This window comes from Nonomuraea sp. NPDC003754, assembly GCF_053605785.1.
In genome coordinates this window covers 55,010-63,260 of sequence record NZ_JBSGJX010000051.1, presented here as the reverse complement: position 1 = coordinate 63,260, position 8,251 = coordinate 55,010, and the positions used below count along the sequence as shown (strand labels likewise).

Below are 8,251 nucleotides of genomic sequence, written 5' to 3'. Positions count from 1 at the left end.
TCGAGGGGCTCCTGGATGCGCGAAAAGGAAACGCGACGGGGACCGGCGGGTACGGCGGAGGCGTTGCGCGAGGCTGCCAACAGATGTCCTTCCGAGGGCTCGCGGCGGACTGACTACACGCACGCCAGACAACCTCGCAACGTGAGCAAGAGAAGCGGGTCGTCAAAGGGCAGCGCAAAGGGGCAGTGTAGCCGAACGGCACACGCCTGTCCACTTCGCTCTCGCTGCATGCTCCACGTTGTCCGCAGCATCGCCCGTCCGAGCGGAAACGTCAAGCCCGCGAGCCGGACTTTCGGCCAACTCAAAGCCTGGACGCTGGGATTTCTTCCCTTGGTGACAGATGGCTAGCCGTAGGCCCCAAGACGATACCCGCGAGCCGGGGCCGCTAACGCTCTGTCACACCGAGGTCTGAACCCATGCCGACGATCGGTGGAACCGTGACGGATGTACCCGTCTCACAAGGCTCGCTAAACCTGGAATTTGATAACAATTGAATGTCGGGACATGCCCGACATCAACTGCTGCCTACCAAAGTGGAGAGATCGCCCACCAACCACCGCGAACCATCCTTCACCATGACGAGCCGTACCCGATTCTGGATCACCTGCTGCCGCGGTTCGGCATCGCTCTGCGCCTGCTTGGTCGTCCCCATGTTCACGAACAGGAGAACCGACACCCTGTCCGGCGTGGCGTCCTGCACGGCGGCCCCCGCGACGGAGACCTCCTGGACCGTCCGCTGCTCGGTGGCCCGGGGCACGAGCGACCTGCGCAGCTCCTGGTAGCGGCCGGCCAGCTCGCCGGTGGTGAGGGCCTGCGCCCTGGTGAGATCGTCCTCAATCGTCCGGTAGTTGTACGACAGCAGGTCGGGCGCCAGCGCCCGGGCCGCGGCCAGCGCCTGCTCCCCCGCCGCCCGCCCCTCGCGCAGCTCGCTCAGCTCCCCGTGCATCCGCAGCGAGACCCAGCCGAGGAAGGTCACGGCCGCGGCGAGCAGCGCCGCCATGACGACTCTCACAGCACCTGCTCCGCTTTCGCGACGAGCCAACGGCCGCCGACCTTGGACAGGTCCATCGACCAGCGGTAGTAGCGGTCCTGCTGGGGCGTCCCCGTGCCCTCCCAGCTGATCGTGGAGTCGGCGACGACCAGCACCTTCGCGGCGTCGCCCGCCATCGAGACCATCCCCGAGGCGCGCACGACTCCGGTCTGGACGACCTTGTTGGCGATCGTGGTCTCCCTCAGCTTGGGCGCCCCTGCGTGGTACTCCGCGTAGGCGACACCCGTGGAGGTCGCGAGGATCTTGGCGATGCTGGCGTCGGCGCTCTTGTAGTTGAGCGAGAGCAGGTTGAGCGCGTGGGCCGCCGCGGCGTCGATCGCCGCCCGGCGGTCGGTCGCCGCCGCCTCCTCGTCGCGCAGCTGCGCGCTCAGCCAGAAGGCAAGCCCCGTGACCAGCACGAGGATCGCCGCCAGCGCGACGATCAGCGCGCGCACCACGGTCGCCGACCGGGAGGAGTCAGCACTGCCTGCCATATCGCGGGATCATAACGCTCGACCCATTCGTCCAGGCCCCGAACATCCGGGCGGGCATCGGTGGAGCGTCCCGCCGGACGGCGCCGCGTCAGCGCACGCCGTTCATGTGCGCGTTGACGAGCCGGGGATACTCCTCCAGCCAGTTGCGGCCGCGCTCGTCGACGAAGGAGCCCTGCGGCGGGATCACCCCGTTGGCGGCCAGCCACGAGCCGGGTGGCTTCTGCGTCCGGCGGATGCCGTTGCCGCTGGGCATCAGCTGCGGCGGGATCGGCGGCAGCGCGCCGGGGTCGTGACCCATCTGCGCCTCGGCCTCCAGCTCGGAGACGTCCTTCTCCTCCGACATGCCGATCGGGCCGTGCCTGCGCGCGTTGAGGAACTGCCTGACCACCGGCTCGTCGCTCGACAGCAGCATCTCGCGCGGGCCGAACATCACCAGCTCACGCCGGAACAGCAGCCCGATGTCGTCGGGCACCGTGCGGGCGGTGTTGATGTCGTGCGTGACGATGAGGAACGTCGCCTCGATCTCGGCGTTGAGGTCGACGATGAGCTGGTTGAGATAGGCGGTCCGGACCGGGTCGAGGCCCGAGTCTGGCTCGTCGAACAGGATGATCTCGGGGTCGAGCACCAGAGCGCGGGCCAGCCCGGCGCGCTTGCGCATGCCCCCGGAGATCTCGCCGGGCAGCTTGCCCTCCGCGCCCACCAGGCCCACCAGCTCCATCTTCTCCATGACGATCTGGCGGATCTGCGACTCGCTCTTCTTGGTGTGCTCGCGCAGCGGGAAGGCGACGTTGTCGTAGAGGCTGAGCGAGCCGAACAGCGCACCGTCCTGGAAGAGCACCCCGAACAGCCTGCGCAGCTCGTAGAGCTTGTTCTCGCTGCAGTTGGCCAGGTCGTAGCCGTCGATCCAGATGTGGCCGCGGTCGGGACGCAGCAGGCCCACGAGGGTCTTGAGGAAGACCGACTTGCCGGTGCCGGACGGTCCGAGCAGCACGGAGATCTCGCCGGCGGGGAGGGTCAGCGAGACGTCCTCCCAGATGACCTGCCGACCGAACGACTTGGTCAGCCCATCGACCACGACCTCGACGCCCACAGTCACCTTCCCATCGCCGGTGGTAAGGGATCGCTGTTACGGAGCTTCCCGTGAATTGGAATCCATTCCAATAAAACGCCGGGATTGTTACTGGGCGGTTACGTCAGCGCCTGCAACGCCGGGCGGAGCAGCCTGGCCACCTCGTCGGGCGGGACGTCACGCAGCTCGTCGAGGTCGAGGAGCTGATGGCCGATGGTGACGCCGAGCAGTACCACCGTGATGAGCGCGGCCTTGGGCCTGGCGTCCCCGCCCTCGATCGCCGCGGCGATCCGCTCGATCTGCCCGCTGAACGTGGCCCGCGCCGACGCGGCGGCCTCCGGATGGGTGAGCATCGAGCGCATCACGGCCAGCGAACTCTGGGGCAGCTCGCCCAGCTTGACGCCGAGCGAACCCAGCAGGTCGTCGACCAGCCGCTCGGCGTCGTCGCCCGCCACCTGGACGGCCCGCTCGAACAGGGCCTGCTTGCTGCCGAAATGCTGCATGACCAGGGCAGGATCGACGCCCGCCGCGCCGGCGACGGCCCTGATCGTGGTGCGTTCGAAGCCTCTTTCGGCGAACAGGGCGCGAGCCGCCTCGAGGATCCGCCGTTCGGTCCTGGCCCTGCGTTCGGCCCGCGTCAGCGTCACGCCGTCACTCTACTGGCCCCTTGTTCGCTCAACGGTTGTTGAGTAAGTTGGCCGGCATGACAGAGATCGTCACGCGCTTCCACGACGCCATGCGCCACATGTCGGCCGACGAACTCGCCGACCTCTACGCCGAGGACGGCGTCCACGAGTTCCCCTTCCGGATGGCGGGGATGGTGCCGCGCTACAACGGCAGAGAGGAGATCAGAGCCGGATACACGGCCTCATGGGGCGCCAGCCCGGCCGTCGTCGAGGACATCCGCAACGTCGTCGTCCACCAGAGCGTCGACCCCGAGGTGCTCGTGGTCGAGCACGAGACCGCCGTCACGGTGGACGGCCGGCCGTACACGGTGCCCGGACTGCTCGTCCTGCGGGTGCGCGACGGGAAGATCGTCCACACCCGCGACTACATGGACGCCACCGCGGTCGCCGGCCTGCGCTCAGGCCGTACAGGGTGACGCCGCGCCGACAGCGCGCGGTGCAGCTCTCCCGCACCCCGGGCGGTCATCCTGACAGCCCCGCCGCCACCGGTGCGGGCGCTCGGCTCCATGCCGCCGACGAAAGAGCGGATCCTCCCCTCCCGGACCTCCTGCTGGAACCGGGCGAGGGTCGGCGCGGGGTCGGCCCCGTTGCAGCCGCCGGCCACCATGACGGATAGCCCGGCGCCGGCTGCGTTCGTGCCACCAACGACCGCGGTGGGCACGGTGGCAGCCAATAGCGGTCCCGGCGGTCCCGGCGGTCGTGCCGGTCGTGCCGGTCGTGCCGGTCGTGCCGGTCGTGCCGACGGTCGGTGGCGGTCGGTGGCGGTTGCGGCGGTCGGTGGCGGTCGGTGGCGGTTGCGGCGGTCGGTGGCGGTGGCGACCCAAGGTGTACGGCTCGGCTCGGCGCCGGCCTTGAGCAGCGCGGCGGCCTCGATCGCTGGGTGTCGGAGGAACAGCACCCACCCCCGCCTCCGGTCGAGGAGGCCCGGAGCCGTTGCCCCGGAGAACCCATGCGGCGGCGCGCCGAATGCCCAGGGATCCGGAAGCACATCCACCCGGCGACCGCCCTCGCCGCACATCACCGTCCTCCGGATCTCGCCGTGCTCCCGGACCTCGCCACTCCCCCGAATCTCGCCACTCCCCGGACTTCGCCACCCTCGGGACCTCACCATCCGCCGACCATCGAGACCATCGCCACCGCGAAATCACCGGAGCTACCGCCATCCGGGGTCTGCGAGGAACGCCGGAGCCACTCCCGGCGGGGAACAGGGGACGCGCGGGAACCGTCCCCGTCCTGCGCGCTGTGGGGCACCGGACCGTCGTGGGGGCGGCCGAGCTTTTCGTCGCCACCCCGAAGGATCCACGAGCCGACGTCGCCATCTCAGGGTCGCCCAGGCCGGGGCCATCCCAAAGAGCCCACGAGCCGACGCCACCATCCCCGGACCGCCCACACCGAGGCCGGGACTGCCCGTGAGGGGCGCGTGGTGGGGATCCCACCCGTGTGGCGAACCTGCGGTCTCCACCGCATACGCCGCGGCACCCACACCGCGCCCTAGTGCCGTCGGGCCGGCCGAGGCATACGGCCACCAGCGGGCCCGGCTCTCCGCAAAGCTGGGGATCGCATCCGTACCGCGAGCCTAAGAAGGCCAACACTCATGACTCGCCAAACACACCGCTACAGCCACCACTGCGGCCACGCTCACGACCCGGCCTCGGCCTCCCGCCACACCCCAACGACCGTCACCAGCTGGCCGTGGACCCGCCCAGCGGCTCCGACTCCTGACCCCGCGGCGCGAGCCCGCCCCACGTCCTCAACTCCCCGTCGCGGCCCGAACCCGCCCCACGCCCCGCCACGCGGCCCGAACCCGCCTCACGACCCTCCCGTAGCCCGAACGCACTCCCAGGCATCGCCGGACAACGCACGGCCGAGACAACGCAGGGCCGAGACAACGCGCTGCCGGAAGACAACCGGCGAGCGAAGCGAGCGCCTCACACAACAAGGGACGGAATGCGGCCCGGACGGCGTGCGGGCGAGAGACGTGCGGCCTGAACGGCAGCGGGCGAGACAGACCGCAGGACGGACGACGTGCGGGCGAGACAGACCGCAGGACGGATGGCGTGCGTGCGAGACAGCGCACAGGCAGGACGGCGCACAGGCGCGACGGCGCGCAGCCTGGACGGCGTGCGGGCAGGACACTCCGCAGGCCGGGCAGCGCACAAACGGGACAGCGCACAAGCGGGATGGAAGGCAGGCAGGACAGCGCGCCCCGCCGAGAAAGAGGCGGGCTGAGACGGCGAGCGTCACCGGGCAACGCGCGGACGGGACCGGCGGATGACCAGCACCACGGGTGACCAGCACCGCGAGTGGCTAGGACCACGAGTGGCTAGGACCACGAGCGGCCAAGACCGCAAAAGCCGGGACAACCAAAACCGGGACGAACGAAAAGGCCGGGACAAACAAAAAGAGCGGAACCCACCCGGCACCAGGGTGTGTTCCGCTCTTTTCAGAAAGACGCGCCGTCTTACTTGACGGTGACGGTGGCGCCGGCGCCCTCGAGGGCAGCCTTGGCCTTCTCCGCCTGGTCCTTGTTGACCTTGCCGTCGAAGACCGGCTTCGGAGCGCCGTCGACCAGGTCCTTGGCCTCCTTCAGGCCGAGGGAGGTCAGCGCGCGGATCTCCTTGATGACCTGGATCTTCTTGTCGCCGGCGGCCTCGAGGATGACGTCGAACTCGTCCTGCTCCGCGGCCTCCTCAGCGGCGGCGACCGGGGCGGCAGCGGCGGCGACGGCGACCGGGGCGGCAGCCTTGACGTCGAAGGTGTCCTCGAACAGCTTCACGAACTCGGAAAGCTCGAGGAGGGTCATCTCCTTGAACGCGTCGAGCAGCTCGTCGGTGCTGAGCTTCGCCATGATGTTTCCTCCGTATGGATCTTGCTAAATGGTGTTACGGGACCGCGGTTGAAGTTGCGGCAATCCCCGGTCTTACTCGCCCGCCTCGGCGCGCTTGGCGCGGAGGGCGTCGGCCAGCTGAGCCATGTTGGTGGGCAGCGCGGCGAACACGGCGGCAGCAGCGGACTGCTTCGCCTTCATCGCGCCGGCCAGCTTCGCGAGGAGAACCTCGCGGGACTCGAGGTCAGCGAGCTTGGTGATCTCGGCGGCGTCGAGGGCTTTGCCCTCCATGAAGCCGCCCTTGATCACCAGAAGGGGATTGGCCTTGGCGAAGTCACGCAGACCCTTGGCGGCCTCGACCACGTCGCCCGTCACGAAAGCGACGGCCGTCGGGCCGACCAGCAGCGAGTCGAGACCCGTCACGCCGGCCTCGTTGGCCGCGATCTTGGTCAGGGTGTTCTTCGCCACGGCGAACTTCGCGTTCCCACCGAGCGACTTACGCAGCTCCTTGAGCTGTGCGACGGTGAGACCGCGGTACTCGGTCAGAACGGCGGCGCTGCTGCCCTCGAACTCACTCTTGAGCTCGGCAACCGCTGTCGCCTTGTCCGCCCTCGCCATGGGCCTCCTTCCAGATGTGCCGCCGGCGAAGGTCTCCGAACATGGAACAAGCCCCGGCGCAGGCGCACGGGGCTCACCCATATGGCAGGAACCACACGGGAAGAACTCGCATCTCACCTACGCGGGCCGTCCACATGACGTGGATCCTTCGGTCACCGGGCCTTGAGGCACCCGGCGACGACCGGCGGTCTTTGGCAAGGACCAGAATAGGGGGCGACTCGTCAAGATGCCAAATCGCCCCCGCTGGATCAGTTCGTGTTCTTGGGGAACTCGCCCACCTGGTCGGCGGGCGGCGCGGCGATGGAGACCGGCTCGTTGAAACCCTTGAAGAACAGGTTCGCGCTGAACTTCGCGCCCTTCTCGTCTCCGGACATGGCCACCTTGCGCGGCAGACCGTCCGTGCCGACCCAGATGTCGAAGGCGACGTTCTGCAGCTCGGCCAGCTGCTGCCTGGCCTGCTCCTGCTCGTCGGCGGGCAGCTGCTGCACGGCCGCGTCCACGGGGAACGTGCCGCTGTAGTGGGTGGCGTCGACGCCGCCGACGCTCTCGGTGCCGACCTGCTTGACGTTCTGGGAGGCGGTGACGAGCTTGGTGACGTTCGCCAGGTCGAACTGCTGGACCTGGTCGAGGAACTGCTTCGCCTCCGCGCCGCCCTCACTGACCGGGACCTTGATCCACGGCTTGGTGGCGCCGAGCATCTTGTTCAGCGCGTCAACCTTCACGTAGACGGTGTCGCCCTGCAGCACCACACGCCCTCCGCCGGGCAGGCTCTGCCCGCCGAAATTCGCGGTGTCGAGCGTCAGGTCGGCGGCCAGCTGCGGCTTGCTCTGGTAGACCATGCGCCCCTGGACCTTGCCCGTGCCCTCCTGAGGATGCGACAGGTCGATCACACCGTCGACGGTGTAGCTGGTGACGTCCTGCGTCCTCTGCGCGGCCTGCTCCAGGACCTCAGCGGCGGCCAGGTTGGCCTGGATGGGGACCGCCACACCCGTCGCGGTCGTTCCGGTCGATCCACAGCCCGCGACCGCGACAAGGGCGGCGGCGCCCGTGGCGGCGACGGCGAGACTAATCCTGCGCTTCAGCATGCCTCTGACACTACGTCGCGGATTCACGCATTTTGGCTTCCCTCGATCAACTCAGGGAAACGCCAGGGTCATCCCTGACTGCCACCCTCCCCGTCCGACCCGCCTCCCGACCTCCCCCACCAGCCCGGACGACAGGCGGCACGCACGTATCCGCTTTTCACATGGATTCACAAGTCTCGCTCCTCGCTATCTCGGCCACGCGCGAGACTCCGCCCGCCCTTCCCACAGGCGCCTCCCGACAAGAGTGGGCCTCCGTCCCACCCGATGGCGTCGGAGTACCTCGATCACACACCCTCTCCCATCCGGCGAGATCCCATCCATCCGGCACGCGCGTCCCATCCCCCGGAGGCGCGCGATCCGTCCACCCGACGGGCCCGGGATCCGTCCACTCGACGGGCCCGGAATTCCGCCATCCGGCACGCGTCCCGTTCACTGGCAGGCG

At 69.0% G+C, this 8,251-nt stretch carries 9 protein-coding genes; 1 reads left to right on the top strand and 8 read right to left on the bottom strand.

Annotated features, from left to right (window positions below; translation table 11 throughout):
• Positions 1–514: 514 nt before the first annotated feature.
• From ACWEVS_RS39990 to ACWEVS_RS39975, 4 genes are all read right to left on the bottom strand, one after another.
• Positions 515–1,012 carry a hypothetical protein gene (locus ACWEVS_RS39990; RefSeq protein ID WP_354913838.1) on the bottom strand — a complete coding sequence of 166 codons (498 nt, stop codon included), beginning with the start codon at positions 1,010–1,012 and terminating at the stop codon, positions 515–517.
• Complete coding sequence (locus ACWEVS_RS39985) at positions 1,009–1,524, bottom strand: hypothetical protein (protein ID WP_449914207.1); 516 nt, start codon at positions 1,522–1,524, stop codon at positions 1,009–1,011. The genes ACWEVS_RS39990 and ACWEVS_RS39985 overlap by 4 nt, the downstream gene beginning before the upstream one ends.
• Positions 1,525–1,612: 88 nt before the next feature.
• Positions 1,613–2,614: an ABC transporter ATP-binding protein gene (locus ACWEVS_RS39980; protein ID WP_354913842.1), complete on the bottom strand. Its 1,002-nt coding sequence runs from the start codon at positions 2,612–2,614 to the stop codon at positions 1,613–1,615.
• Positions 2,615–2,712: 98 nt separating this feature from the next.
• On the bottom strand, positions 2,713–3,240 hold the full coding sequence (locus ACWEVS_RS39975; protein ID WP_452555992.1) for a TetR family transcriptional regulator: 528 nt from the start codon (positions 3,238–3,240) through the stop codon (positions 2,713–2,715).
• A 56-nt stretch (positions 3,241–3,296) separates the two neighbouring features.
• Between ACWEVS_RS39975 and ACWEVS_RS39970 the strand changes: the two genes are divergently transcribed.
• Complete coding sequence (locus ACWEVS_RS39970) at positions 3,297–3,695, top strand: nuclear transport factor 2 family protein (protein WP_452555990.1); 399 nt, start codon at positions 3,297–3,299, stop codon at positions 3,693–3,695.
• On the opposite strand, the gene ACWEVS_RS39965 is transcribed toward ACWEVS_RS39970, so the two are convergent.
• From ACWEVS_RS39965 to ACWEVS_RS39950, 4 genes are all read right to left on the bottom strand, one after another.
• Positions 3,644–4,297, bottom strand: coding sequence for a hypothetical protein (locus ACWEVS_RS39965; protein ID WP_452555988.1), 654 nt, complete (start codon positions 4,295–4,297; stop codon positions 3,644–3,646). The genes ACWEVS_RS39970 and ACWEVS_RS39965 overlap by 52 nt on opposite strands.
• A gap of 1,443 nt (positions 4,298–5,740) precedes the next feature.
• Positions 5,741–6,127, bottom strand: a complete 387-nt coding sequence (gene rplL, locus ACWEVS_RS39960) for a 50S ribosomal protein L7/L12 (protein ID WP_354913847.1) — start codon at positions 6,125–6,127, stop codon at positions 5,741–5,743.
• A 72-nt stretch (positions 6,128–6,199) separates the two neighbouring features.
• Positions 6,200–6,724 carry a 50S ribosomal protein L10 gene (rplJ, locus tag ACWEVS_RS39955; protein WP_354913849.1) on the bottom strand — a complete coding sequence of 175 codons (525 nt, stop codon included), beginning with the start codon at positions 6,722–6,724 and terminating at the stop codon, positions 6,200–6,202.
• Positions 6,725–6,972: 248 nt separating this feature from the next.
• Complete coding sequence (locus tag ACWEVS_RS39950) at positions 6,973–7,809, bottom strand: LppX_LprAFG lipoprotein (RefSeq protein ID WP_452555986.1); 837 nt, start codon at positions 7,807–7,809, stop codon at positions 6,973–6,975.
• Between the last annotated feature and the right edge of the window lie 442 nt (positions 7,810–8,251).